The organism is Photobacterium sp. 53610 (assembly GCF_036409375.1).
Taxonomy (GTDB): Bacteria; Pseudomonadota; Gammaproteobacteria; order Enterobacterales; family Vibrionaceae; genus Photobacterium.
This window is the reverse complement of sequence record NZ_JAXOFS010000001.1, coordinates 1,320,087-1,345,157: the sequence shown is the minus strand read 5'-3', so window position 1 is coordinate 1,345,157 and position 25,071 is coordinate 1,320,087. Positions and strand designations below refer to the sequence as shown.

The following is a 25,071-nucleotide window of genomic DNA, read 5'->3' as shown; positions in this document are numbered from 1 at the left end:
TCAAGATTCAGTCACGGTTGATTTAAGTTTTCTGCCCAATCAAACATTCACTTTAGAAGAAAACCTCAATGTAGAAATGGATATGGATTATCAGGGCCGGAAAACACCGGAATTGATGATTTTTCTCAGTGCGATACCCAATGATCTGAAAATGAGATCTGAAAAAGTAGTGAAACTTTCTACTGCAGATGTTGCCGCAGACGGCTCTGTTCCAATTGAAATGAATATTCAGAAGTTTCGCAATTTCTCTTCTGAAAATGGGTCTGCCATGACACTGATGAATCAACAGCCGTCTCCATTCGAGGGAGTCAGCTTATTAGCAAAGCATGCTGAAAATGGCGAGATTCATTATGAAAAAACACTGAGTGATTCCAGCGTGAAATTTGATGATGATGACGTGATTGAATTGCTGCCTCAGGCAATGATGTACGCCGACCTGAATCAGAAGACATTTGAAGTTGGTGAAACACTTCCTGTCAAAATGCTAATTGATGAGCTGGCCGATCATCAAATCAGTGAGTCTGTGAATGTGCTTTTTACACTGAAGAAAGTTGAGGATCAGAAAGCTTATTTCGATCTGAAGGTAGAGCCGGAGACAGCGCTGGATTTTCGCAGCGGGACGAATGCTGAGCTTTCGGGTGGCGGAATGATGATTTATGACATCAAGCATCACTATATTCCGGAACAAAATACGCGGTATGTTCTGAATACTTCCACCCGTGTTGAAATTGGACGTTTGGTCTTGAAAGCGTCGACAGAAATCTCAACCCAAGTCACACTGAACTGATCCCGCGGCTGAATAAAAGCGGACCACAAGTGATGCACAGGCGATTGCGCCTGTGCACTCAGATCGGACCGATGAGTTATGCATTGACCCTGGCATTGCCGAAATGCTGTCTGATGAAGGCTTTGATTAAGTGGATAAAGTCTTTTTCAGCCAGTTTGGCACAACGCAGGGTTTGCTCATGAGAAAGCTGAACATCACTCAGGCCCTCAGCCATATTGGTAATGGCGCAAACCGCGAGGACCGGCAGGCCACAGTGTGCGGCTGATATCACTTCTGGCACCACAGACATACCCACCACATCACCACCGATGATTTGCATCATGCGGATTTCAGCCGCGGTTTCAAAGTTGGGTCCGGTATAGGACACAAACACGCCTTCATTGACAGGGATGCCTTCACTCACGGCAACGGCTTTGGCTTCTTCGCGCAAGTTTTTATCGTACGCATTGGCGAGACTGAAAAATCTCGGACCGTACTGATCATCATTCGGGCCAGTCATGGGTGATTCCGGCATTGTGTTGATGTGATCATTAAAAATGACCAGTGAGCCCACATCAATGCGCTCCGGACGGAGCGAACCTGCCGCATTGGTGACTAACAGGAATTCACAGCCCAGTCGTTTAAAGGTACGAACCGGGTTGGTCATGACTTTCATCGACTGATGTTCGTAATAGTGGCCACGTCCTTTCATGCAGACGACCTCGGTACCGAACATTTTCCCCAGCACCAGTTCGCCGGAGTGGCCTTCCACAGTACTGACGGGAAATCCGTCGAGAGACTCATAGGGGATCACGACACGCTCTTCCAGTTCATCTGCAAGAACGCCCAGACCTGAACCCAGAATAAAGGCAGCTTTGGGCTGAAAACCGGGTTTTCGGGCATAAATGGTTTCTAATGCATGGTTTACCGGATCGATCGACATATCAGGATTCCTTGAAGGTTTTTGATGGGACAGAATGACTGTAGCCGAATATTTGTTCCGTAAAAATCGCTAAAAATAGTTTGATTGTTCTGATATTCAGCACAGAATGGTGGTGAAACCAGAGCAGGGCACTGAGCATGAAAACAGGCATCAAACGGAGTCAGCACGTCACACTGAAAATGCTCGCTATTTCCGGGAAGTAGCACAGAGCGGGCATTTCACTCAGGCAGCCGAACGGCTCAATATCACCAAGTCACCATTGAGTGCTCAAATCAAGGCGCTGGAATCATTGCTGGGCGTTGCGTTGTTTGAACGGGACACCCGTAACGTCACGCTGACGGCGGAAGGCAAACAACTCTGGCAGGAATGTGTGCGGATTTTTGACACAATCGACGTGTCTCTGAACCGGGTACAGCAGGTTGGCAGAGCGCAGGCATCCACGCTGAATATCGGTTTGATGAGTTCTGTATTCTGGGCGGGATTTGGTGAGGCCATCCGGGCGTTTCAGCAACAATATCCGGAAATCAGGATCCAGTTGCTGGAAATGGCGCCGAAAAAACAGAAGCAAGCTTTAGCTAACCACAGTATTGATATTGGCCTGGTTCGCTACGCAGATACTTTGCATTGTGACTCTCTGGGTGTGAAGTCTGTGTTCCGGGAAGAGATGCTGGTGGTGGTTTCGAATCAGCACCCGCTCAAGTCCCGAAAGGCGATCTCTGTCCGCGAATTATCAGAGGAAGCCTTTGTGTTGCTTCATCAGGAAAACTCGGCTTCTTCTCAATATATGATGGATTTATGTAACGCGCAGGGGGTGTCGCTGTCAATTCATCAGCAGGTGGTGGAGCCGAATACGCTGATGGCAATTGTTTCAGCCAGTCCGTATATCTCGATCGTCCCTGCCAGTTACCGCAATCATCCATGGCCGCACGTTTGTTTTATCTCATTGAAAGAGAGCATTTCCGCAGATATTTGTGCTCTGTTGCCGGATGCCGGTCCGTCTCCTTCGGCGACGTTATTTCTGGATACAGTCTCGGCGTTTTTAACTGAAACACAGTAAAGACAAATGAAATGACTGTATTTACTTTTATAAATCAAACGGATGAACGCATCAGAATGTATTGGTGCATCACTTGCTGATATACTCCCGGGTTGTGCATTTTTGTTCATATATAAATGAGTGGTGACAATGAATATCAGAGCAGTCTGTTTCTTGCTGATGACGGGGTGGATGGCTTTTCCTGCGAATGCGCAGCAAGAGATTACCCTGGAGTTTTCTTACATGGAGAACACTGTATTTACGATACAGGATGAACTGAAATCACAGATGTATATGAACTATCAGGGAAATAATGGGCAGATGCCGCCGCAGCTGGTCGGAAAAATGCCGAGCATTGCGGATAGCAGAGTGGAGAAGCTTCAGAAATTCACGACCGGAAAAGTCGCCGAAGATGGTTCATATCCGGTGGAAATGGCGATCCTGAAAAACCGGCAGTTCGTTTCGATGAATCAGGCTGAGATGAAGGAAGTGCCGCAAAATGAAAACTCCATGGAAGGCGTGATCTTCTCTGGTCGCCGGACCAAAGATGGCAATTTCATCTATGAAGGTACACGAGGGAAGCCAATCAGTGCAGAGCAGAAGGAAATCATCAAAACTGTATTTTCTCAGCTCGGTTCATTGAATGAACTGAACGGGAAGAAAATGAAAGTGGGTGATACGGTTTCAATGGACGTTCCCACCGCTTTACCCTTCGGTCAGGGGCGCAATGCGACCATGAATACTAAAACGTTGTTTACTTTAAACAGAATCGAAGAAGATCTGGCCTTTTTTGATGTCCGTTACCAGATAGAGGTCAGCACCGATGAGGGCAAAGGACTATCGGCGAGTGGCGGTGGCGATGGGTCCATCATTTATCACACCAAATTACATTACATGTCGAAAATGGATACCCGGATGGTGATGGAGATGTTTATTCCGATGGGTGAAGGAAGGATGGCAATCAAGTCGACAACGAAAACCATACGGTCACCACACTGAACTAACCCTCAGCTTCCGATGATCACGGTCGTGGCTCATCAAAACTGATACTGGTGAACGCTGGTGCATGTGCCAGTGTTCACAAATCCTCAATTCAAACGACGACCGATCATACTCAATCTGGTGAATATTGATCCAGATCTAGGCCCGCCCGAAGTCTTTCCTCAACAATGGCTTTTCAATAACGTATAAGGAGCCGGATAGATGAAAGCTGCTGTTGTGAATGAATACAAAGGGAAACTGGTCATTAAGGACATCCCTGTCCCCGCTGTGAAACCCCGCGATGTGCTGGTGAAAATTCATGCTTGTGGTGTGTGCCATACCGATCTGCATGCCTGTCACGGTGACTGGCCGGTGAAACCGAAAATGCCGCTGGTTCCGGGACATGAAGGGGTGGGCGAAATTGTTCAGGTGGGCAGTGAGATCCATCATCTCAAGATTGGCGATCGTGTCGGTGTGCCCTGGTTGTATTCGGCTTGCGGCCATTGTGAATACTGTTTGTCCGGACGGGAAACCCTGTGTCTGGATCAGCATAATGCCGGTTACTCCGTGGATGGCGGTTACGCAGAATACTGTCTGGCGCACGGTGAGTATGTGGTGAAGATCCCCGAAGGTCTGTCTTATGTCGATGCGGCACCCTTGTTCTGCGCTGGTGTCACTACCTATAAAGCACTGAAAGTGGCCGAGGTAAAACCGGGTCAGTGGGTGGCTGTGATTGGTGTAGGCGGATTGGGGCATCTGGCCGTGCAATATGCCAAAGCCATGGGAATGAACGTGATTGCAGTAGATACCGGTGCGGAGAAAATGGCGCTGGCAAAAGAGCTGGGTGCAGAGCATTGCATCGATTTCATGAAAGAAAAACCATCGGAAGCGATTCATCGTCTGGTGGGCGGCGTGCATGGTGTGGTCTGTACCGCGGTTTCCAAACCTGCGTTCGAAGAGGCGTACCGTTCTGTCCGTCGTGGCGGCAGCTGCGTACTGGTTGGCTTGCCGCCGGATGAAATGCCGATTCCGATTTTTGATACCGTGCTGAACGGCATTAAAGTGATTGGTTCGATTGTCGGTACCCGGCAAGATTTGCAGGAATGCCTGCAATTTGCCGCTGAAGGCAAAGTGAGAGCCATTACCGAAGTCAAAGCGCTGGAAGATATCAACGATATTTTCGATGACATGATGAAAGGTGAAATCACAGGCCGGATTGTGATGAATCTGGAATCCTGAATCCGTCGTTTCTGATTGCGTATATCCCCCTCAGGTGAAAGCCGAGGGGGATTTTTTTGCCCGCAGCTAAAAATGTCCTGCCAATATCGTGTCAATAATACCGATTACATCAAATTAAATTGGTGAAATTATGAATTTCACCGTCTGAAAATCCGTTATATGTTCCATTTCTTACATGGATTGACCACACTCCGTTGCATAGTTGCACTTATGAGCTTTGTGCAGCTGATAACTCATTCCGAATTGATGTACGTCTGACGTGCTCCTGAATGATCAGGAGCAGACGGTGATTTGTTCAGAAAAAATAACCGTTCAATGTCAAAGTGTTAGGTGAAGAAATGAAAAGGAAAATTCAAGTCGCAATGCTGGCCGTGATGGCTGGCACGTTAACGGCCTGCTGGGATGATGACAACGATGATCCGTCCGGCACCGCCAAAACAGCACTGCTCCGAACAGAGGTGCTGGCTGTGAATAACGAACATTGCGCATCAGGCGGATTACGTATTATCGCGGGGTATGATGACAATCAAAATGCTCAGCTGGATGAAGCAGAATATGTGTCTTCCAAATATATTTGCAATAACGGTCAGCAGCGTTCGGATGGTGAAGGCAGCGCTATTTTTGATCAGGCGCTGGTGGGGGTTGCCTTTATTGCCAAAGACGATGTGAACTGTCCGGCAGGCGGGCAGAAAATATTCATGGGTGTCGACACAAATGCCAACAGTGTGCTGGACAGCGATGAAGTGACTGACACCCAGATCCTCTGCAGTGATGGTTCGCTCAATGCACCAGAATCTGTCATCAACGCTCTGACAGCCTCCCCTTCGACGATTCTGGCTAACGGCAGTTCAGTCCTGGAAGCCACGATCACCAATCCGTCAGAGATCGATGCGATTGTCTGGAAAGATGAAGCGGGCAAAATATTGCAGCCAAGAAGCCAGAACGAGCAGAATATTCTCGACCTGCAGGCCGGGAGTGAGCTGGGGCAATATACCTATCGCGTGTCCATCGAGAAAAAGGACACTTCCGGCAAACTGGTGCTGCAGACAAAATCGGTGACGATTACGGTCAGTCAGGCACCTTCCGCAACACAGACGGTGTCACTGGATACCCGTCAGGTATTCCTGCCGGATGACTTTACGATGTCTTCTGTGACCGGGGATATCACGGGGACTGTGATTTACGGCAATCCGCAACCGGCCCCGGCGAATGCATTGCTGAGGCTGGCTGCAATTCCGACGCCGGAGAATACTGAGCTGGTAGGCTTTGTGGCTGAACGTGGCGCGCTGAATCAGGGAACAACGGCCGAGCAGATTCTGCAATCAATGGTGAATGCGGTCAGTAATAATCTGCCGTCAGCCGGGGATCACATCGATCAGTATTCTCAGACCATTCTGGATGGCGGGGATGTCTCGGCGAGCTACAACATCACGCTGACCAGCAGTATGCTGCCCACGAACCTGCTGCAAATTATGCTTCAGCAAATGGCAGTGAATCAGATTGGCGGTTCGACTGACGCGTTAACTCCCGCTTCCACCGAAGTGGCTGCCACCGATTTTCAGTTTGATATTGTCGTGAGTTACTCGCAGGCTGCGGACAGTCTGATCATCACGGCGACACTGGTCGGTAAAAATAATGCTGGCCGTTACGCCGATGTCATCAGTGCCACGACCTCCGAAAATATCAGTGCCGCGCTGGGCAGTACGCTGGAGTTACAGGCGGACTGGTTCCGGGCTGTGGAGCAGACAACCTCAAAAGCTGATTTTCTGTTCGTGATTGATAACTCAGGCAGTATGTCGGATGAACAGAATAAGCTGAGCAGCATGACGCAGAGTTTTATCAATACGATTGGCGCTTCAGGGATTGATTTCAAAGTGGGTACCATTACTACAGACTCAGATGTGCTCAGAGGAACCGGATTTACCAGCGATGTGAACCAGATTGAGACGGATTTCATTCCGGGTATTTATGGCAGCGGAAATGAGCGGGGTATCTACTTCTCTGAGAAGGCATTGGATCCAGTTCAGGGGACAGTCACGCTGGCGGGTTATCCGCGCGTCGGGGCGTCGTTGTCGGTGGTTATTGTCAGTGATGAACCCAGTCACTACGGGAGTTCACCACAACCGTTTGATCCCAGCCAGAACCTGTTTGTGGATAACGGCTACCGTGTGTATGCCATCGTAAAACCCGGTGATGCAAGTCTCAGTCAGTATGATGATTTAGCGGTTTCCACTTTGGGGAAAGTGCTGAATATCGATCAGATCTCTGAATATGACAGCTTTATGAGCACAGTCGCCAACAACGCCGGGGCAACCAGTGCGGGCTACAAATTGTCACTGGCTGCGACCCATCAGATTCTGTCGTCATCTCTGGCGGTGAAAGTAGACGGTGTTGATGTCCCGAGAAGTACATCTGACGGTTGGCAGTATTATCCGTTATCAGAATCGGTTGTGTTTACCGGGACTGCGATTCCGCCAGTCGGGGCTCAAATTTATATCGCTTATCAGTACATAAAAACAACACCCTGACTGTCTTATTTTCAGCTGGTTTCACCTGCTGAAGCCAGCTGAAATGTGATGGTTTTGCATCAGACCGCATGAAGTGACCGGAAAGGTCACTTTTTTCCAGTTGCCTACTTGTCTTCATGCCGTTTCGTGCTATTTTCTCGCGACCAACGACTAATTGGAGTTATGACAATGCCAAAGGCGAGTGAGATTAAAAAGTCTGCAGCCATTGAACACGAAGGTAAGGTGTACTTTGTTAAGGAAATTAGCAAGTTAACCCCAAGCGGCCGCGCCGGAAGCAGCCTGTACCGTATGCGTATGTATGATGTTGCGACGAACGCGAAAGCGGATGTGAGCTTCAAGGCCGATGACATCATCACGCTGGCAGATTTCAGCCGCCATCCGGCGTCTTTCTCTTACATTGACGGCGAAGAGTACATCTTCATGGACAATGAAGATTACACGCCGTATCACTTCAATAAAGAGATGATTGAAGAAGAATGTCTGTTTATCACGGAAGATATTCAGGGTCTGCACGTGCTGGTTGTGAATGGTGCACCTGTTGCACTGGAGCTGCCTTCTACTGTTGATCTGGATATCGTGGAAACTGATCCGTCTATCAAAGGTGCTTCTGCAAGTGCGCGTACCAAGCCTGCCGTGCTGAGCACAGGTCTGACAGTTCAGGTGCCTGAGTACATTGCCAATGGCGATCGTATCCGTGTGAACACACTGGAACACAAATACATGAACCGTGTAGAGAAGTAATGTTTTTTGCATGAACAGCTTTCTGCATGTTTGATTCGACGGCTGCTCACTGAGCGGCCGTTTTTTTATCCGGGGGTTCATCAGGAAGGCAATGTTAAGCGACCTAACTTTGCTTACACTGTGAATACCTGCTCAACAGTAAGGTCGGCTCATGAAAAGGATGCTACCAGGCCTGATCACACTCTTTTTGCTTCAGGGATGTGCAGGATATGTGGGAGGTGATCTCGAAGACGTTGTTGTGGATCGCTATGTGGACTACTGCGGTGATACACCGTCCGTTTACCAGATGAAAGTATCTACCGATGCCGGTAATGATTACGGCGATGATAATATTGCCGGGACGATTTCTATGTATACCCTGGGTTTACTCCCGACGTACTGGCTTTCTCATGTCGAGAGCAAAGTAACGATCGAGCATCAGGGAAAAACGCTCTACAGCCGGGAAGATTCTAGCCGGATTCATAAATTCTACGGCATTTTGTGGATGCTCTTCCTGCCTGAAAGTATCAATTCCCTTCGCGCTGATGAAGGTGCCGGTATACGGGTCATCGAAGGGATCCGGGAAAGAGCTGTGGCCAAAACCCTTCAGGAACTCCCCGACACAGTGGACGCCGGTCAGCTTTGCGTGACGTACCTCAATGATTAGATTCAAAAGTCTCATTTCAGCGGCAAGGAAGATCCGGATAAGCTGACGGTATTGTCATTGCGAAACGGCATTGCTTGTGACTTCGGGTGAATGTTTGGCAAACTCGTTATAATTGAATCAGGTAGGATGATTTCAGCGAGCGCTAAGGATTTGCATGAAACTGAATTGTGATATGGGTGAAAGCTTCGGTTGCTGGCAAATGGGGAATGACGCAGCGGTCATGCCCTGGATTGATATGGCCAACATTGCCTGCGGCTTTCATGCCTCAGACCCTGACATTATGTCGGAAACGGTCGCCTGTGCCGTCGCGCATCAGGTGATGATCGGTGCGCATCCGGGTTATGACGATAAACCCGGTTTTGGACGGCGCAGCATTCCTCACAGCCCTGTCGAAATTCGCCATCTGGTGGCGTATCAGACCGGTGCGCTGGAGGCAATCTGTCAGCTGCACGGCGGACATGTGGCTTATGTGAAGCCACATGGTGCGCTTTACCATGACATGATGGGGAATCCGGCAGTGCTGGAAGCGATTCTGACAGCCACGGCTGCAATGAACCGCCAGCGAGCAACTCCCCTGAGCCTGATGGTGCTGGCACAGCGTGATAACCGTGCGATTGAGGCGATCGCACAGCAATATCAGGTCAGTTTGCTGTTCGAAGCCTTTGCTGATCGTGCCTACGATGAACAGGGGAAACTGGTCGCCAGAAGCCAGCCCGGTGCGGTACATCATGATAACAACAGAATCAGGCAGCAGGCACTGGAGCTGGCGTCCGGACACGTCACAACGCTGAATGGCCGGATATTATCATTACGGGCGGATACCTTATGTGTGCATGGTGACAATCCTGAATCGATTGCCACGATCGCCGATATCAGAAAGGCGATGACGGTATGATTCGATTCGATTCTGTTTCTGAAACCTGCCTGATGGTTATGCTGGCCGATGAGATTGATCTCGACCTGACACCTTTAATCGCCCGGCTTGCCAGTCAGATAGATGCTGACTTTACGAATCAGCTGATTGACATCGTGCCTGCTTATACTTCCATTCTGATTCATTTTCATCCGGATAAAGTCACGGAGCGCCTGCTCAGAGAGCGGGTTCAGCTGTGTTATGAGCGCTGGCAGGGGAAGTCCCGGCACACGGGCGGCAAACTCATCGAATTACCCGTTTATTATCATCCTGAAGTCGGCCCGGACCTGGTTTCACTGGCGGAGGTCAAAGGCTTGAGTATCGACGAGGTGATTGCGCTGCACAGCGGGCAGATTTATACCGTCTGTGCCATTGGTTTTGCGCCGGGTTTTGCATTTTTAGCCAGCGTGGATGAAGCCATTGCGATGCCGCGTCACGCAGAGCCCCGGCTCAGTGTCGCGCCCGGCAGTGTCGGGATCGCGAATCAGCAAACAGCCGTGTATCCGTCGCAGTCTCCCGGCGGCTGGCAAATTATCGGGAATTGTCCGAAATCCCTGTTTAACCCGGAACAGGAGCCAATGACACCATTTCAGGTCGGGGATCAGGTGCGTTTTCAACCCGTTGACCGAACTGCTTTTCAGTCTCTCGGAGGGGAAATATGGCCACACTGGAAGTAATGCGTCCCGGGGCACACACTCTGGTACAGGATACCGGCAGGCTGGGTGTTGCCCGGCAGGGCTTAAGCCAGGGCGGCGCAGCAGATCTGCATGCTTATTGCTGGGCCAATTATCTATTGGGGAACCCGATGGACTGTGCTCAGCTGGAAATTACGGTAGGGCAGGCCAGTTTCAAGGCGCATGCGGATATTGAATGTGCCCTGACCGGTGCAGAAATGCAGGCCAGCCTGGATGGTGAATCGGTCGGCACTTGGGCGACTTTCGTCATGCGTAAGGGGCAAACCCTCCAGCTGGGCTATGCCCGTAGCGGTTTGCGTGCCTATCTGGCGATTCAGGGCGGCATTGATGTTCCCCGTGTTCTCGGCAGCCGCGCCACTGTGGTTCGCAATGAGATCGGGGGTGTTGAAGGCAGAGCGTTGAGACAGGGAGATCACCTGCCTATTCGTCCAAGTCAGATTCGCCATCGTCCCCGATATGTGCCGCCCCGTTTTATTCCTGACTATGACAGCCCGGCTGAACTGCATTTAATGGTTTCGTCGCAGTGGGATTTATTCCCGCCTGATGCCCGCAATCAATTCTTTGATAATCACTACCATGTGCTGCCGGAAAGTGATCGCATGGGCTGCCGGCTGGAAGGCAGCGCGATTCTGGGAGGGCCTGCGGGAATTGTGTCTGAAGGCATCGCACTGGGCGCAGTACAGATTCCGCCGAACGGGCAGCCGATTGTTCTGCTGAATGACCGGCAGACTTTAGGCGGGTACCCCAAACTGGGATGCGTGGCCCGTATTGATTTGCCCAGACTGGCACAGGCCCGGCCGGGAAAAGACATCCGATTTATTCGCGGCGATTTGGTATCATTGCGCAAAGCATGGCAACGTTTCTCACATTTTTTCGGGTTGCCATATTAGGGGTTGTGTACCTTTCCTGGAGGATTCGATGTACATCTTTGGCTACGGTAGTTTAATTAATCGCGCATCCCGCCAGCGAACTGGCCAGACGGGTCAGGCTGTTCCCGCTGTTGTGGATGGTTTAGAACGCCATTGGGGCAAAGTTGACAGGACCTACAGCATTTCGCCGCTGGTGGCGATGCCCGGGGAAGGACGCTGTAACGGCGTGCTGGTGAAAGTCGAAGAAGATGCTCTGATGCATTTTGACCACAGGGAAAGGGGATACACTCGTATGGAGGTTGATCCGGCCCATATCACACAGCACGAGATTCTGAAATTTGATGCGCCGGTCTGGGTCTATGTGAAAACAAACCCGGCTCCGCCGTGTCAGCTCAACCCGATCATGCAAACATATGTCGATACGGTTCTGGCAGGGTGTTTGTCTATTTCTGATGCTTTTGCCCGAACCTTCATTGATACTACTTCCGGCTGGCATCACCCGTTGGAAAACGATCGCAAAGCACCGAAGTACGGCAATCTGGCCGGAGTTGAAGCGGCGCACCTTCCGGTGATTGACCGTCTGATCCACCCGGTGCGGACACATGGCTAAACCCAATAAAAAGGGGCCGGAGAAAACAGTCGAAATCTTTTGCAGCCAGTGCAGGACTTTACTGTTGAAGTACCGCAAAGGCGGAAAGGGGGCCCTGGTTAAGTGTTTCAAGGAACGCATCGTCAAAGATTATACGCGCGTCCCTTGTCATTGCCCGGGCTGTGAGCAGCCTTTTGCCAGAGACACCCTGATTCGGGGGACTCCGGCATTGAAAGTCATTGGCGGAAAAGCGTTTCAGAAATAAACATCAGGGCTCCATGGCACCTGATTGCGCAGTCATCTCACTGAGATTGCTGGTGAAATAGGTTTGAGGACAGTGCTCGCGCTTGTTTCTCAGGACGGCTTTCAGATCCAGGATTTTGCGTTTATATGTTCCCCGGACCAGCTGGTAATCCAGTTCAGGTGAGAACCAGAGATTAACGACTCGGTCGGGCTTTTTGATTTGTTCGACCCGAATCGCCTTCACTTTACCGTAGTTCGTATTCAGTGTTTCCTCTCCGGCGACTCGGAAGTAGTAATGGCTGACGTCGTCCGACTCCTGCATTTTGAAGTCAAAGGTTTTCTTTCCCTGAATCAGGTTCAGCCGCATCTGGCTGGCAACCGCTTCCACATCCAGCAACGGCAGATCACTGCTGTTGAAACTCATTTTCTCACCATCATTGACGATGTCTGAACGAGTCCCGTCCTGATTAAACTGACCGCGTGTGGTGCCATCCAGCAGACCCGTAATGGTGCGATTGAAAGACTGCGTAATGAAGGAATTTTTTAAGTCGGACCAGACTAATCGCGTTTGCTGTTCAAAATTTGTTTTCATCACCAAAGCCGACAATTTACTGCGGGAGCGGATTTCGACCTGCTGATTGTTTTCCCAGCTGAGCTTACGCTCAAAAAAGCCGATTTTATGGCTGCCGTAATAAAGATCGTAGGTGAGCGTTTTGACACACTGGTGCCATTCCACGGGTGGAGATGCCATGGCAGCAGATGACGCCATGCTGAACGTCAGGAAAGCAGACAAAATCAAACGACTCACAAAACCTCCCCAGAGTCTGGTTGCAACCATACAACAGGTCACCTAATTAACTTAGCAGATCGAACGATTGTTGTTATCCATTGCTGAGACAATCTGCACGCCGGTTGAGTTCCGGCTGAGTACAATGTCAGTCAGGAAAAAGCCCAGATACCTGCTCTCTATTGTCTGACAATACATGGCGACAGCATATCCATTGTATGAAGTTTTTATGTCAGTACGAGGTCATGAAATTCAGTCACTTAAATGAAGTCCCACGCGATAGGCTGCCACCTTCAGAGCAGCAGAAAACGCTAATTGACTGAAAAGTGGTTTGTTCTGTTTTTCGGCCTTAGCAAATCAATGTGACAATGAGATGTCGAAAATTTGACGCTTTTGAGGTCCGAACCTATGTTTTATGAGCCCTTGCGGCATGTACCTGAAGCAAAGTGAACGAAAAGAGCGTGGGAGGACAGGATGAAGAAGGCAAACGGTGCCTATCGGCTGCAAATTATTAAGGAGGTTGCGACCAGAAAACGGCTTGAAGGCAGCGATGATCCTATGGCAAATCATATTTATCAGTTATTGGAATCCAGAGCACATGTGACTGACAATGGTGACAACCACTTATTCAGTGGGAATCATTTTGATGAACAGGCGGGTGGCTGGGTCAGCAATTTCTGGAATGCGAAGTAAGACCAAAACTCCAAAGCAGATCAGTTTTACAAAGCATCCGGTGATGGTGCTAGGAAAAATTAAATCCTATGCCGCCACGGTGTGATGTGAATACACTGATCCCAGACTGAATCCGGTCGGTCGCATCAAATAAGTGAGAATGACGTGTCGGGGTCAGTCCTGCCGGGGCTGCCCCTTGTCGTGCAGTGAAACGCAGCCTTTTTCATTGGATTTTCCCTGACAAAATTCGCCCCTTTCTGGTAACACATCGTTATCTGCGGTACATTTCCCGGTCTCATTGTTTTCCGAATTTGATCATGCACTATATCGATATCAACGCTTATTCCCGCAAGTGGATTTTTACGCACGCATCTATGCCTGTCTCGGCTGAGGATCTGGCTCAAATCAAACCGTTGACTCAGGCGCGTTCAGCGACGTTGTGGCGAGAGCATATCAGTGCGCAAAGCCCGGATGCCGATCATTTCGGAAGCGGAGACTGGCCAAATCAGGATAAAAACTGGATTGAAAAGACAGACTGGCAAACGGCATGGGACGGCGATGATCCAGCCCTGCCGGAAGCGCTGGCCGAGTTCCTGAACTGGGAAGACAATACGCCTGTATATTTCTGTTATGAGAAATATAATCTGATTGAAACGACCTGGGCTGTATTTCAGCGACACTGGAAGAACTTTCTGTTCTTTGATGATGGCCCGTTGCTGATCGCCAAAAAGAAAACACAGGCCGTCTGGTTTCAGTCCGACGGAACCTGCCGGTTTGGCCACCGCGAGTAAATCATCAGAGCGCCGGGTCAGGTCGGCTGATGCACGGCCTGACTTTCCATCAATGCGCAGATGGTGTCATTTCCCTGGTGCAGGTTCTCTTCATTGGAATGGACTGAACCGCCGGAGCAAAGCAGCGGCTGATCGAGCGGCTGGCCCAGCACCAGAAACAGCCTCGCCCCTTTCCGGCTGGTCTTGATGTGGATGGGCAGGGCAGAAGGATTCAGGATACCCATCTGTTGCGGATACAGCTGATTGGCACCGATATAGACAGAACCTGAGCGCAGATACACAAATCCGGATACCTGCTGTTCATCGGGTTCCCAGTACCAGCCGCCATACGGGGCAATCATAATATCCAGGTAGGTGACGGGAATGCTGGATGTCAGCGGACTGGTGGCGTCTTTATATTGTCCGATTAAGACTTTCGTCGTTGCGTCCATCTCTTCAACCTGCGGCAGACTGTCTGTACTGGTGTACTGACTGGCGGCTTCCGCCATTTCCTGATCCCCTGCCGGGAGTGCTGTCCAGAGCGCAAAGGATTCGGCACGTCCGCCCAGCGGCTGCATGGTGTCTTTGTGGATCACGCCCCGCCCAGTGGTCATCACCTGGATATCACCGGTTCGCATGGTTACGGAGCATCCACAGGAGTCTGTATGGTGTAGGGTTCCAGTGACAGGGTAACTGAAGGCTTCTATACCGGAATGCCCGTGGAAATCGAGCCCGGTTTCTTCTTTGATGCCGTTGGCATCAAAATGATCCCAGAGGACAAATGGATTCAGTTCAGTCAGATTATCGTGATAAATGTAGGCTGTCATGGGGCCGGATTTCCGACCGTAGCGGATTTTATTGATCGTTCTTGTCGCTTTCATGATCGCACCACTGAAATCTGTACTGCTGGTGAATAGAGCTTAGTTCATACAAGCTTTAAACGACTATTCGAACACCATTGTTTTCTAAAATTGACGGCAATTTTACCTTCCTTGAGTCAGTTCACATTTGCCAGAGAACATGGTTAATCCTGGCGTCCAGATCCAGCTGCTGAAAAAGGCGCAACCAGCGTTTCTGATTTGGCTGGAGTGTGTCTCCCGGACCTTTCACTTCCACCCATTTGATGTGCCCGTTTTTGAACATCACGAGGTCCGGCTGGCCACTGCGATTGTGCCGCGGGTCGAACAGCAGACGGGACAAAATTGCGTGAAGCTGCGCTCCGTTTAAACAATCCACCGTCTGAGTGATCAGGTCCGGGGACAGCAGCGACCAGTTAACCCAGTCATTACTGATGCCGGTTTTCTGTTCAAAGACGTTCAGCCAGTCGTGCCAGCGGTCTGAGCGGATAGCTTCCAGCCGGGTTGCAAGTTGTGACTGCCGGCGCTCACTGAATTCACTGTGGTACATATCCCGGGGGGCGCGCTGAAAAGGATTCAGGAAAGCACCCGGTACCGGCGCGAAGATAATATCCCAGAAAGCCAGGCCAAACAGACCGCAGAGCAGGGCATTCTCTGTGTAATACACTTGCCATCCCTGTTGCCGGTAATCCTCTGCAACAGCCAGTTCAACGCGCTGGCTGGTGGCGGGCAGGGTCAGCGTTTCCTGAGAGAAGTTATCTTTGCTGATATTTTCGTATGGCAGAGCCAATGTCCGGCGCAGTTTGATGCTCAGTCGTTGTCCGACTTCCAGCTCTTCTTCATTGTGAGGCAAGCGTTCCATGGTTTCACTGATAGCCAGAGCGGTGTGGTGACGATTCAGTTTATCCAGAATGCGCACCTGTCGTTCACGGCTGGGCGGCAGAGTGCTTTGCCGGTAAAGGTACAACGCCAGATCATCACGGCCCTGACGCTCCAGATCACGGCCAATCCGGTTGAGCAGTCGTTGCCGGCGCCTTTCCAGCGGCTGCCAGTACAGGGGGCCGGGCAGTTTCCGGGTCAATTGAACCAGTGTGTCAGTGTCTTTGTTCTCTTTCCTGTCGCAGATCTCGTCATACTGCCGGGCGATCGTTTCCAGCGACAGCCATTGCAGAATGTGATGGCGTTGCTGAAACAGCCGGGTCGTTGTGTCTGTTTTGTATTGCTCAAACTGGTGCAGCCCCAGATCAGCCAGGACAAACTGGCTCATATCCTGATGCTGATTTCCGAAAAACAGCAGCAGAAATGTGGTCAGGTGTGCCTGATGTTCAACATGAACGATGGTTTCCTGCAAAGCGGATAATGTCAGATCGGCAGAAAGCAGTGCTTCGATCAGTTCGGGCTTACGAGTTTGTTTCAGCGTCTTATTTTTGTCCCATAATTCATGGCAGGTAGCGGCATGAAAGCGGTTGAGCAGCTCGGGTTTGGTAAATAATGACAGTAATGCGGCCATTGGCCAGTCAGACCGGTTTACGGTGATGAAACCACATGCTTCCAGTGACTCAACAGCATGATGCATCGGGCTGATTTCCGGATACCGGAGTTTGCTGATACGGAAGAAGAGACCTTTCCGGGACAACAGCCGGATGTAGAGCAGCTTCGCGTTGACGGGCAAAGCAAAGTAAGTACTGACCCAGTTCCGTTCCGACTGGCTGAGTAAGTCCTGATATTGCCGGTGCACGGTATTCAGGAGAATCTCAAAATTATCGCGGTAATAGTCGGTTGCAAGAACCGTCGGGGAGCTTTGGGCCATTGTGGTTTCACCGGTCATCTGGGACTGGGTATTGTCGAAATTTCATACGCGGTTGTAAAACGCCAGTACGGGATGCATTCACATGAAATTACCATAGCTTCACACACTAAGGCTTTTTTCATGGTGGCAAATATCACACATTGTTAAAATCTTTTACGGTAATTGTTATATAGCAAAGGTTTCCTGTGATCAGACAGCGTGATCCTTATCAGTATGTCCTTGTCCTCTTTGTGCTGACTTTATTTGTGTTCGGAGGATTACTGATGCCTCGTGTTGCGGGTGCGACAGAGGCAGAGGCAATAACTGAGAATATCAGCCTTCAGCCGTCCTCACTGCCCGAACAGCCGACGGATCTGGTTGGCGCCGCCTGTGTTATCCGGCACGGTAAAAAGATGATTATGGTCTCTGAGGTGATCTCGCAGAAACTGTCGATCCCCGGCGGTTATATTGATAACCGCGATCCTGCCAGCGTGACAGCCCAGCGGGAGGCCAAAGAAGAAACCGGATTAGATGTCGATGTGGTCCAATTGCTGCAGTATCGCGACAGAGCGGCGATTTTCGCCTGTGTCACGAAACAGCCGATCCTGGTGGCTGAACGGCCTGATAATTTTCAGCGTCATGATGTGGCATCCTGGCATGCACAGCACTTCGGCTCCGAAATCAAGAAAGTTTACCTGATGTCGCCGCTGGTGCTGGCGGACGGGGAATACCGTTATTCCGGAGATCTGGAATATCTCTATCAGTGGATGCAGGCAACACCGGAAAGTGACGTCGTTTTTTTCACTGACCTCAGCGCACATGCGAACCGGTTACATCAGGCCGAACTGCCTGTGATTCAGGCATTTCAGGCGTGGGGAAAGGCGTTACCTGAGGCTGCCCGAACTATCTTGGAAAGCCTGATGTGGCTGATGAATCTGCCGGGAGAGTATTGGTTTGTCTTCTTGCTGATTGTGGCTGTCGCTTCACTTCAGGGGCCGGTTGCCATGCTGCAGCTGGTTGCGGCTGCGGTGATGGCGATCCTGCTTTCGACCTGGCTGAAAGATGTATTGCATTCGCCGAGACCTTTTTACCTGATCCCGGATCTGCAAAACGGAGAAGCTTATGGCTATGGCTTTCCGAGTGGTCACACCCTGCTGGCGACTGTCATTTGGGGAATGCTCTGGCTGAGGTTTTGTGCAACCAGGTCCTGGCATCGAGCTAAAGCCGGCCTGCTTTTTTTGGTTGTTCTGGTGCTGGGACAGGCGATGGCGCGGGTCTGGTATGGCGTTCATTTTATCAGTGATACTCTGGCAGCCATTTTGATCGGCATTTTGCTGCTCGTTGCCTGTGCCCGTCTGATCACGCCGGAGACGATTCGGGGTAAGTCCATCTGGCTGGGGATTACGGTCTTGACCGGGATTGCCGCAGGCATGACGCAACTGCCGCAGCATACCTATCTGTTTGCCGTTTCTCTTGGAGTTTTTCTCAGTCTCGACGCGCTGCCGAAACGGACGCTGAATCTCTCGGTTACCCGTCATTTCCTTGTGGCTACTTGTCTGTTGCTGGGTGCCGGAGGGATTGCCTATGGTTCAATGAAGCTGGCGAATGCCAGCTCGGTGAGCCCGATTATTTTAAGCCTGCGTGCTGTGGGCGCTTTCCTGCTCGCGCTCTGGCTGGTTGCCGGATCATCAGTCCTGCTGAGATTGCTGGCAGAACCTGAACCGAAGCAGTAAATGGCGTCGTGTCGTGGGTCTTGGAGCTGAGAGGTCCGCCGTCCTAATGCTTTGTTTCATGACCTGAGTGCGGTAAAGTGAAGGCAAACGATTATATCAATAAGGCCTGTCAGGCTAACAGATTATGGAGCCAGTGGAATTAGGCGAGCCCTAGACTGGACAAGGAGAGCAATGTTACCCGCACTGACGTACGAGAACAGCATCAACGCCGTTGTGCTGTCATATCTTGATGCGCTGGAAACCGCAGGTTTTTCCGGCGATATTGAACGCGCTTATGCCAGCCGCCTGGCGGTGGCCACCGATAACAGTATTTATCAGCAACTGCCTCAGGCGGTTGTGTTTCCGAAAAGCGTTGAGGATCTGATCCTCGTTGGTCAGGTTGGCCAGCGGACAGATTTCCGGCAGGTGAGCTTTTCTCCCCGCGGCGGCGGTACCGGAACCAACGGGCAGTCTCTGACCCCGGGGATTGTGGTTGATTTGTCCCGGCATATGAACCAGATTCTGGAGATTAATCCGGAAGAAGGCTGGGTTCGAGTACAGACCGGGGTCGTGAAAGATCAGCTCAATGATGCGCTTCGCCCGCATGGTTTCTTCTTCTCGCCGGATTTGTCGACCAGTAATCGTGCGACCATTGGTGGCATGGTGAATACGGATGCTTCGGGTCAGGGATCGCTCCAGTACGGTAAAACGTCAGACCATGTGCTGGCACTGAAAGCGGTGCTGGTGGATGGTTCGGTTCTGGATACGGAACCACTGACAGAAGAGGGCGTTGCTGCGCTGTCAGAAAGGGGAGATCAGGTCGCGGAAGCCGTTGCTGTCGCCGCGCGTGTGTGTCGGGAAAAACGGCAGGAAATTCTTGATAAATTCCCGCCTCTGAACCGTTTTCTGACCGGATATGATCTGAAGCATGTATACGATGATGCACTGACCCGTTTTGACCCGGCCCGCCTGCTTTGCGGTGCGGAAGGTTCTCTCGCCTTTATTGCTGAAGCCAAACTCAATATCACCCCGATTCCGAAAGCCCGGAAGCTGGTAAACATCAAGTACGACAGCTTTGATGCAGCCTTACGCAATGCGCCTGTCATGGTTGAAGCAAAAGCCCTGTCCGTTGAAACGGTGGATTCGAAGGTCCTGAATCTGGCCCGGCAGGATATCGTCTGGCATACCGTCAGTGATTTAATCACGGATGTGCCCGGCAAGGACATGCAGGGCATCAATATTGTTGAGTTCGCCGGAAATGAGCCAGAACTGATTGCAGAGCAGGTTCAGCAGTTGAGCGAGCGGCTGGACAATCTGATTGGCCAGCAGGGGATTATCGGATATCAGGTATGCGACGATCTCGACAGCATCAATAAGATTTACAACATGCGGAAAAAAGCGGTGGGGTTACTGGGAGCTGCGAAAGGCTGGCAGAAACCGATTCCGTTTGCAGAAGATACCTGTGTCCCGCCGGAAAATCTGGCTGATTTTATTGTTGAGTTCCGCCAGTTGCTGGATGAAAAGCAATTGCACTATGGGATGTTCGGTCATGTGGATGCCGGGGTGTTACACGTGCGTCCGGCCCTGGATATGTGCGACCCGCAACAAGAAAAACTGATGAAAGAGATTTCCGATCAGGTCGTTGCGCTGGTTGCAAAATATGGCGGCCTGATGTGGGGCGAGCACGGAAAAGGCTATCGCTCTGAATATGGCCCCGAGTTTTTTGGCGAAGCGCTCTTTACCGAACTGCGTCGGATTAAAGCGGCTTTTGACCCGGAAAATCGATTGAACCCGGGCAAAATCTGTACCCCGCTGGCAAGTGATGCTGAGCTGGTTAAAGTTGATGGGCTGAAACGTGGCTATTTTGACCGTCAGATCCCGATTCAGGTGCGTGACAGCTTCAATTTGGCGATGGAATGTAACGGTAACGGTCTGTGTTTTAACTACGACACCAGCTCACCGATGTGTCCGTCGATGAAAGTGAGTGCCGATCGCCGCCACTCTCCGAAAGGCCGCGCCGGACTGGTCCGTGAGTGGCTGCGGCTGCTGGCAGCGCAGGGAGTGGATCCGGTACGGATTGAGCAGGACCTGATGGAAAAATCACCGACGGTGAAACAAATCATCGACCGGTTCCGGAATACTTTCGGCCGTCAGCGTCACCAGTATGATTATTCCCATGAGGTGATGGAGGCCATGAATGGCTGTCTGGCCTGTAAAGCCTGCGCCAGTCAGTGCCCGATCAAGGTGGATGTTCCCAGCTTCCGTTCCCGTTTCCTCAACATTTACTACAGCCGATACCAGCGTCCGGCCAAGGATTATCTGGTGGCGTATGTAGAAAATTATCTGCCGCTGATGGCAAAAGCACCGACACTGGTGAATGCAGTGATGCGTCCGGGCTGGTCGAAGTCCCTGACGGAAAAAGTGCTGGGCTACGTGGATATGCCGGCGCTGTCGGTACCGACGCTGATGCAGGGGCTGTCCGGTCATCATGCCACCCGGTTTGATCTGCAGTGGCTGCAGGCACTGTCGGCGGAAGAGCGTCAGCAGTATGTGCTGGTGGTGCAGGATCCGTTTACCAGTTATTACGATGCCGAGGTTGTCCGTGATTTTGTCCTGCTGATTGAGAAGCTGGGTAAAAAGCCGATGCTGGTGCCTTTCAAGCCGAACGGCAAGGCACAGCATGTGAAAGGCTTCCTGCGTCAGTTTGCGAAAACAGCGCGGAATACCGCAGATTTTCTGAATCAGCTGGACGCCTTGGGGATGCCAATGGTTGGGGTCGACCCGGCGCTGGTGCTTTGTTACCGCGATGAGTACAACGAAATGCTGGGCGATCACCGCGGTGATTTCAAAGTGATGACGGCTCACGAATGGCTGACGCCGTTGTTGAGTGAGCTGGAGGCGTTTGAAGCGCGTGACGATCAGCCTTGGTATCTCTTTGCGCACTGTACTGAGAAAACCAAGCTGCCGAATGCCGAGAAAGAATGGGGGGTAATCTTCCGTCACTTCGGGGCTCAGATGAATGCGGTGTCGGTGGGTTGTTGTGGCATGGCCGGTACCTTCGGTCATGAGAAAGACAAACTGGAGACTTCGAAAGGAGTGTTCGGGTTGAGCTGGCAACCGAATCTGGCTCAGTTGGACGGTGAACGCTGCATGGCGACCGGTTATTCGTGCCGCAGTCAGGTCAAACGATTTGAGCAGATTAAAATGAAGCACCCGGTTCAGGTGCTGCTCAAGCTGGTCAGTGCAGCTTAAGCAATTGTGAAACCGGTGAACAGACGGCGGACAGCTTGGGCTTCCGCCGTTTTCTTTTAAGCGACTTTGTCTTCCTGTTTTTCTTCCATCATGATCAGCGGTTTATTGCGTCTGACTCTGAATTTATCGGAACTGTCCAGCAGTTCGGCATGCTCTGTCCAGCGAATCAGTTCGATGACCCCATCATAGTGCTCGGCCAGAAAGGTACAGTTTTCAATCCAGTCTCCGTCGTTGAGGTACAGGATGTCATTTTCATCTTTCATTTCAGGATGATGGATATGACCGCAGACAATGGCATCGACCCCTTTATGCCGGGCCATCGTCACCGCGGCATGCCGGAAACGGGCAATTGCTATATTGGCTTTTTCGACTCGGGCCTTGATGTAGCTGGCCAGTGACCAGTAAGGCTGTTTGGTGATCCGGCGGTAGGCATTGATCCAGCGGTTCAGGAAAAGTAGCAGATCGTAGCCGACGTCGCCCAGTAATGAAGTGAGTTTGTTGTGGCAAACCATGCTGTCGAATTCATCGCCATGCAGGGCCAGAATCTGTTTTCCGTTGGCGCTGGTGTGCAGGTAGCGGTGGGCCAGCTCTACGTTTCCCAGATTAAATTGAATAAATTTCCGGATGGCTTCGTCATGATTGCCGGGGATGTAGATAATCCGGCAACCCTGCTCAGCCTGTTCCAGCAGCAGCCGGACAACCCGGGTGTGGCTTTCCGGCCAGTGATAGCGGGATTTGAGTGACCAAAGGTCTACGATGTCGCCAACCAGAATCAAGGTGTCGGCCCGGTGTTGTGTCAGAAAGTCCAGCAGATAGTCGACCTTACAATCCCGGTTTCCTAAATGAATGTCTGACAGCCAAAGTGTACGATAGGTGTGTTTTCCCATAGTCGGCAGACCTGTTTATCAGAATCCGGTTCAGCGTAATTTTTTACTGTGACGAAGCGGTGTCGTTCCGGTGACGGGTTCATTGCAATCAATTCGTTGTAATTAGCGACGGAGCGGTCATATCTGCGATATAGCTTGCGACACGGGCTTACCGGTTCCTATATAATCGACCGGATTCATATGGCAACTACTCTTTTTTTCGAAAGATATTTTAAATGGATTTTAAACCTAAATATCTGATTAATCTGGTTCTTCCCTTGTTTGTGCTGCTGATTGCCACACTGGTTTATATTGGTTATTCCGATTACAAAACCATCCGTGACAGTGCATATTCCCAGGCAAGGGCCAACATCAGCGTGGCTCAGGAATATCTGAACCAGCACTACACAGCGGCTAATAACCAGCTCTACTTACTGTCGGAAATTCTGCAGGATGAAGAAGATATTCCCACGTTTCTGACAGCGGCTCAGTATGTGGTTGATCATCAGAATAAGTTTCAGGAAGTCGGGCTGCTGATTGATTCGACGTATTACGGGACGAACCAGCTGAAGCTGGAAGAGATTGCTGACAAAGTCCGGCGACGTCCCTGGTATGACAAGGCACAGCAGTCTGGTGTGACGTTTTTATCCCCTTTTTACCGCAGTAACAGCACAAAGAAGTGGTGTGTTGCTCTGACCCGGACGCTTGAAATACCGGGGAAGGAGGATGTCAGAATCGTCATTGAACTGGATGCCAGTGCAATGTCGCAAGACTTATCCGGCCTGAAAACCATGAAAGACGGGTATGTTTTTGCCGTTGAATCGGAAAGCGGTCATGTTGTGATTCATCCTGACCCGTCACGGCTGGGGACGGCATCAGTCAGCCTGACGCCAACCATACTGGATGAGATTCTGAAGGGTGAACAAGCCGGAGAAATCCCTTCCTATGCCTATCAGGACCAGTACAAATTCAGTGTGTATGAGACGAATCAGCGTTTTGGCTGGGTATTGCTTTCCGGGACCCGAAATCAGGAAATTACCGCAAATGCGCTCAAACTGGGGGTTGTCGGGGGAACATTACTGGCGCTGCTGTTTTTTATTCTGCTGGTGGGTTATCTGCACAGCCGGATTCATCAGCTGGGTGGCCGGTTGCTGGATGCTCTGGAGTTTGAGGATCTGCACCGTCAGCTGTCGAAGCTGCTCAGCGATACGATTGGCTGCAGCCGAGTATATCTTTTCGTGATGAACGAAAAAGAAGGGATCCTGGAAGAGCCGCATCACCAATTGCGGGCAGAGGTGCCAACAGATTTGTTTTGCCGTTTGTCCGGATGCCAGCAGCTTGGCCGGGATTGCCAGCCGGAACAGGACGGTATTGTCAGTCAGATTGCTTCCAGCGCGCCTTGTATCCGGCTGCCTTTGGTCAATACCGCTCGTTCAGGCCACTTTCCCTCCAATCAGCTTGTTGGCATTTTGTATATCTGCAAACCCGGATTGGCATACCGGTTTTTTGTCAAAATGATTGTGAATTACACGCTGAATGCGCTGAATCAGCTGCTTCTGACCCAGCATATACGCAGTGAAGATCAAATGACCGGGCTGAAGAATAAAAACTATCTCAGAAAGCAGATGGAACAGCGGCTGGCGGAGACTCAAGATCATTATTATCTGGCGATGATTGATATTGATGACTTCAAATCGATCAATGATACCTACGGGCATCTGTTCGGCGATAAGGTGATTCTGATGATTGCGGCTTTGATGAAGCGAAGTTTCCGGGCCAATTCGGTCTTGTGCCGTTACGGCGGGGAAGAGTTTGCCGTACTGATGTCTGCCTCGGATTGTGAAGTGGCGCGGGAACGGCTGGAAGCCTTTCGTACCAGTGTAGAAGGCCAGAAAATCCGCGTGGCAGACAAGTCCTGCTCCATTACGGTCAGTATCGGTTTTGCTTTGCTTGAAGAAGGCATGGAGTCCACGATCTCTCAGGCAGACAAAGCACTGTACCGTGTGAAATCACAGGGGAAAAACCAAGTGTTTTATGCTGAACACCAGTCAACGGAGTCTTCATCAGGAATGTGCGGCAAGACCCATTCGGTAAATCGTGCTAAGTTGAAGCACAAACAGCCATTTTCTGAGATACGTCAATCGAAGACACTGACCAGGATTGACGACTGAGCAGGG

The 25,071-nt window shown here is 50.9% G+C and carries 22 protein-coding genes; 17 read left to right on the top strand and 5 right to left on the bottom strand.

The window, feature by feature from the left end:
* Nucleotides 1-151 precede the first annotated feature (151 nt).
* Nucleotides 152-787, top strand: coding sequence for a hypothetical protein (locus SPK40_RS06085; protein WP_330959766.1), 636 nt, complete (start codon nucleotides 152-154; stop codon nucleotides 785-787).
* A 76-nt stretch (nucleotides 788-863) separates the two neighbouring features.
* Here the strand turns inward: SPK40_RS06085 and xapA are convergent, their stop codons facing one another.
* Nucleotides 864-1,709 carry a xanthosine phosphorylase gene (gene xapA / locus SPK40_RS06080; protein WP_330959765.1) on the bottom strand — a complete coding sequence of 282 codons (846 nt, stop codon included), beginning with the start codon at nucleotides 1,707-1,709 and terminating at the stop codon, nucleotides 864-866.
* Nucleotides 1,710-1,815: 106 nt separating this feature from the next.
* Between xapA and SPK40_RS06075 the strand changes: the two genes are divergently transcribed.
* From SPK40_RS06075 to SPK40_RS06025, 11 genes are all read left to right on the top strand, one after another.
* Complete coding sequence (locus tag SPK40_RS06075) at nucleotides 1,816-2,766, top strand: LysR family transcriptional regulator (RefSeq protein ID WP_330959764.1); 951 nt, start codon at nucleotides 1,816-1,818, stop codon at nucleotides 2,764-2,766.
* 129 nt (nucleotides 2,767-2,895) lie between these two features.
* Entirely contained in the window at nucleotides 2,896-3,744 is an 849-nt protein-coding gene (locus tag SPK40_RS06070; protein WP_330959763.1) for a hypothetical protein, read from the top strand.
* 204 nt (nucleotides 3,745-3,948) lie between these two features.
* The gene (adhP, locus tag SPK40_RS06065; RefSeq protein ID WP_248139565.1) at nucleotides 3,949-4,965 is read left to right on the top strand and encodes an alcohol dehydrogenase AdhP; all 1,017 of its coding nucleotides are present in this window, start codon (nucleotides 3,949-3,951) and stop codon (nucleotides 4,963-4,965) included.
* Nucleotides 4,966-5,303: 338 nt separating this feature from the next.
* The gene (locus SPK40_RS06060; protein WP_330959762.1) at nucleotides 5,304-7,493 is read left to right on the top strand and encodes a DUF7151 family protein; all 2,190 of its coding nucleotides are present in this window, start codon (nucleotides 5,304-5,306) and stop codon (nucleotides 7,491-7,493) included.
* 168 nt (nucleotides 7,494-7,661) lie between these two features.
* Complete coding sequence (gene efpL, locus SPK40_RS06055) at nucleotides 7,662-8,234, top strand: elongation factor P-like protein EfpL (protein ID WP_248139568.1); 573 nt, start codon at nucleotides 7,662-7,664, stop codon at nucleotides 8,232-8,234.
* 151 nt (nucleotides 8,235-8,385) lie between these two features.
* The gene (locus SPK40_RS06050; RefSeq protein ID WP_330959761.1) at nucleotides 8,386-8,880 is read left to right on the top strand and encodes a hypothetical protein; all 495 of its coding nucleotides are present in this window, start codon (nucleotides 8,386-8,388) and stop codon (nucleotides 8,878-8,880) included.
* A gap of 154 nt (nucleotides 8,881-9,034) precedes the next feature.
* Complete coding sequence (locus tag SPK40_RS06045) at nucleotides 9,035-9,775, top strand: 5-oxoprolinase subunit PxpA (RefSeq protein ID WP_248139572.1); 741 nt, start codon at nucleotides 9,035-9,037, stop codon at nucleotides 9,773-9,775.
* Complete coding sequence (pxpB, locus tag SPK40_RS06040; RefSeq protein ID WP_330959760.1) at nucleotides 9,772-10,470, top strand: 5-oxoprolinase subunit PxpB; 699 nt, start codon at nucleotides 9,772-9,774, stop codon at nucleotides 10,468-10,470. The genes SPK40_RS06045 and pxpB overlap by 4 nt, the downstream gene beginning before the upstream one ends.
* The gene (locus SPK40_RS06035; RefSeq protein WP_330959759.1) at nucleotides 10,452-11,378 is read left to right on the top strand and encodes a biotin-dependent carboxyltransferase family protein; all 927 of its coding nucleotides are present in this window, start codon (nucleotides 10,452-10,454) and stop codon (nucleotides 11,376-11,378) included. The genes pxpB and SPK40_RS06035 overlap by 19 nt, the downstream gene beginning before the upstream one ends.
* A gap of 28 nt (nucleotides 11,379-11,406) precedes the next feature.
* On the top strand, nucleotides 11,407-11,967 hold the full coding sequence (locus tag SPK40_RS06030; protein ID WP_330959758.1) for a gamma-glutamylcyclotransferase family protein: 561 nt from the start codon (nucleotides 11,407-11,409) through the stop codon (nucleotides 11,965-11,967).
* Nucleotides 11,960-12,211, top strand: coding sequence for a hypothetical protein (locus SPK40_RS06025; RefSeq protein ID WP_248139579.1), 252 nt, complete (start codon nucleotides 11,960-11,962; stop codon nucleotides 12,209-12,211). Before SPK40_RS06030 ends, SPK40_RS06025 begins: the two co-directional genes overlap by 8 nt.
* Nucleotides 12,212-12,214: 3 nt before the next feature.
* Here the strand turns inward: SPK40_RS06025 and SPK40_RS06020 are convergent, their stop codons facing one another.
* Nucleotides 12,215-12,997: a DUF3108 domain-containing protein gene (locus SPK40_RS06020; RefSeq protein ID WP_330959757.1), complete on the bottom strand. Its 783-nt coding sequence runs from the start codon at nucleotides 12,995-12,997 to the stop codon at nucleotides 12,215-12,217.
* Nucleotides 12,998-13,450: 453 nt separating this feature from the next.
* On the opposite strand from SPK40_RS06020, the gene SPK40_RS06015 reads away from it, so the two are divergent.
* Nucleotides 13,451-13,669, top strand: a complete 219-nt coding sequence (locus SPK40_RS06015) for a hypothetical protein (RefSeq protein WP_248139582.1) — start codon at nucleotides 13,451-13,453, stop codon at nucleotides 13,667-13,669.
* Between the two features lie 296 nt (nucleotides 13,670-13,965).
* Nucleotides 13,966-14,439, top strand: coding sequence for a DUF2947 domain-containing protein (locus tag SPK40_RS06010; protein WP_330959756.1), 474 nt, complete (start codon nucleotides 13,966-13,968; stop codon nucleotides 14,437-14,439).
* A gap of 17 nt (nucleotides 14,440-14,456) precedes the next feature.
* Here the strand turns inward: SPK40_RS06010 and SPK40_RS06005 are convergent, their stop codons facing one another.
* Both SPK40_RS06005 and SPK40_RS06000 read right to left on the bottom strand, forming a co-directional pair.
* The gene (locus SPK40_RS06005) at nucleotides 14,457-15,299 is read right to left on the bottom strand and encodes a pirin family protein (RefSeq protein WP_330959755.1); all 843 of its coding nucleotides are present in this window, start codon (nucleotides 15,297-15,299) and stop codon (nucleotides 14,457-14,459) included.
* A 121-nt stretch (nucleotides 15,300-15,420) separates the two neighbouring features.
* Nucleotides 15,421-17,085, bottom strand: coding sequence for a VRR-NUC domain-containing protein (locus SPK40_RS06000; RefSeq protein ID WP_330959754.1), 1,665 nt, complete (start codon nucleotides 17,083-17,085; stop codon nucleotides 15,421-15,423).
* 185 nt (nucleotides 17,086-17,270) lie between these two features.
* Here SPK40_RS06000 and SPK40_RS05995 point away from each other — a divergent pair, with 185 nt between their 5' ends.
* Together SPK40_RS05995 and ydiJ are read left to right on the top strand one after the other, a co-directional pair.
* Nucleotides 17,271-18,797 carry a bifunctional NUDIX hydrolase/phosphatase PAP2 family protein gene (locus tag SPK40_RS05995; RefSeq protein WP_330959753.1) on the top strand — a complete coding sequence of 509 codons (1,527 nt, stop codon included), beginning with the start codon at nucleotides 17,271-17,273 and terminating at the stop codon, nucleotides 18,795-18,797.
* Nucleotides 18,798-18,968: 171 nt separating this feature from the next.
* Nucleotides 18,969-22,028 (top strand): D-2-hydroxyglutarate dehydrogenase YdiJ, encoded by a 3,060-nt coding sequence (gene ydiJ, locus SPK40_RS05990; RefSeq protein WP_330959752.1) that lies wholly within the window; start codon nucleotides 18,969-18,971, stop codon nucleotides 22,026-22,028.
* A gap of 56 nt (nucleotides 22,029-22,084) precedes the next feature.
* Here ydiJ and SPK40_RS05985 read toward each other — a convergent pair whose 3' ends face one another.
* Nucleotides 22,085-22,915 carry a UDP-2,3-diacylglucosamine diphosphatase gene (locus tag SPK40_RS05985; RefSeq protein WP_248139593.1) on the bottom strand — a complete coding sequence of 277 codons (831 nt, stop codon included), beginning with the start codon at nucleotides 22,913-22,915 and terminating at the stop codon, nucleotides 22,085-22,087.
* Between the two features lie 215 nt (nucleotides 22,916-23,130).
* Between SPK40_RS05985 and SPK40_RS05980 the strand changes: the two genes are divergently transcribed.
* A complete protein-coding gene (locus SPK40_RS05980; RefSeq protein WP_330959751.1) occupies nucleotides 23,131-25,065 on the top strand; it encodes a sensor domain-containing diguanylate cyclase in 1,935 nt (644 codons plus the stop codon).
* Nucleotides 25,066-25,071 lie beyond the last annotated feature (6 nt).